Annotated in this window: 2 protein-coding genes; both read right to left on the bottom strand. The window is 45.3% G+C overall.

What is annotated here, in order from left to right:
* Positions 1 to 176: 176 nt before the first annotated feature.
* Positions 177 to 1,190 (bottom strand): IS3 family transposase, encoded by a 1,014-nt coding sequence (locus ACTNES_RS20665; protein WP_441040552.1) that lies wholly within the window; start codon positions 1,188 to 1,190, stop codon positions 177 to 179.
* A gap of 11 nt (positions 1,191 to 1,201) precedes the next feature.
* Positions 1,202 to 1,627, bottom strand: coding sequence for an HTH domain-containing protein (locus ACTNES_RS20660; RefSeq protein WP_441040551.1), 426 nt, complete (start codon positions 1,625 to 1,627; stop codon positions 1,202 to 1,204).
* Positions 1,628 to 1,792: the final 165 nt, after the last annotated feature.

Genomic DNA, 1,792 nt, shown 5'->3' with positions numbered 1-1,792 from the left:
CCCCTTGTCAAGGACATTTTGAATTAGTGTAGTGCCTATTTTTTAGACACCTACACAAAAGTGATATCCCTGATTTCGGACATTCCATTGTCTGGTTATCCACATAAGTGGACACATGACATTTGATGTGCCCACTAAATTGGACAAATCGAATTGATATGATATTCTGTTAAGCTTTATTTTTCAGAATCTATATGAACTGCCGTCTTGACAAGCTCTTTAGGTTCTTTCCTAATGGCTGGCGGGGCAGGTGCATTCGGGATATCCAGAGGATACTCCCCGGTAGTAACAAATTTGTAGAATTCATTAGGCGACAGCTTGGCAAGATGCCACTGATAACGCTGATTGTTGTAATAATCCATATAGTCATCAATGATGACCTGAACCTCAGCAAACTCGGTACATTCCGCAAGTTTCGGCATGATGTGGTCTTTCATATGGCCGAAGAAGCTTTCCTGCGGAGCGTTGTCCCAGCAGTTTCCCCTGCGGGACATGGACTGGCGGAGTTTTTTATCATAAAGGATATTTATGAACTTGTGGCTGGTATAGTGGCAGCCCTGATCTGAATGAATGATCGTTTCCGCTTGGAGGGAGACTCCATGATTTTCCACCAGTTTGTTGATGGTTTCCAAGACGAAATCCACTTCCAGTGATGGACTGAGCACGTACGACAGTATCTGCTTGGTAAAGGCATCCAGGATAGTAGATAAATAAGCAAAGGTGCCATTGTACGGCAGATAGGTGATGTCCGTCAGCAGGACGATTCTGGGACCGTATGCCTCAAATTCACGCTGAAGCAGGTTGTCTGCGACATTGCTTGTCTTAAGGGCTTTGGCCATGCGCCTGTAAGGGTTCGGGCCCCTGTAGGGGCAGGACAGATTGAATTTTTCCATCAGACGACGGATCTTTTTGAGATTCATGATCACAGGCGGATCCATGTGAAGCAGGGCCATGTAGATGCCCTTGGCACCTTTTGTATAGCCGTGCATTTTGTAGGCAGCGAGTATCAGATCAAAGTCATCACGATCCTGCTGTTCTTTAAGTTCTCTTGCAGGGGCGGCTTTGACCCAGGCGTAATAACCGCTGCGGGATACGCCTGCCATTTCACAGAGTGTCCTGACAGACATGGCGTTATGGCTTTGCTGGACTGTGTTGTAGATGATTTCGAATGCACAGGAAGAATCGTTCATGAGCAGTGCACCTACTTCCTTGTAGTTCTGATTGAGGAAATTTTTTTTAGAAATTCCATTTCCTGTTTCAGGTAATCTACTTCATGCCGGAGCTGTTTGATTTCATCAGCCTCGGATACCGGCCTGGCAGCATCTGTGGGTGCCACATGTCTGGCTGTTTCACCCCGTGGACCATAACCTTCATGGAATTCCCCGTACTTTTTATATTCTGTACGGATATGATTGGAAATGCTCCATATGCGTCGCTCTCCAATGATGTTGATGTCAAAACCATGATCTTCAAGGATCTTTCTCGGAGATTCACCGGCTTTGTATGCGGTCATGAAGAGTTCCTTGAATTCTTTGGTGAGAGTGATCCTTGTCTCAGTGACACTGTAGATGTAAGGGTTTTGACGAAGTAACTGTTGTTGTTCCTCTGTGAATAGTTTTCTGTTCATGAAAATCCTCCATTTCTGTGATTAGAATATCACATCTGGAAGGGAGTGTCCAAGAAAAAGGGTTCACATGGGAACAGTGTCTAAGAACAGGGGCATGTCTTGTGTGGGTGTCCGTAAAACGGGTACTACACTAATTCGCGTGTCCACTGTTATGGGTACATTATA

Source organism: Blautia sp. HCP3S3_D9 (assembly GCF_052063845.1).
Taxonomy (GTDB): Bacteria; Bacillota; Clostridia; order Lachnospirales; family Lachnospiraceae; genus Blautia_A.
The sequence above is the reverse complement of the archived record's forward strand: the minus strand, read 5'-3'. Positions and strand labels throughout refer to the sequence as shown.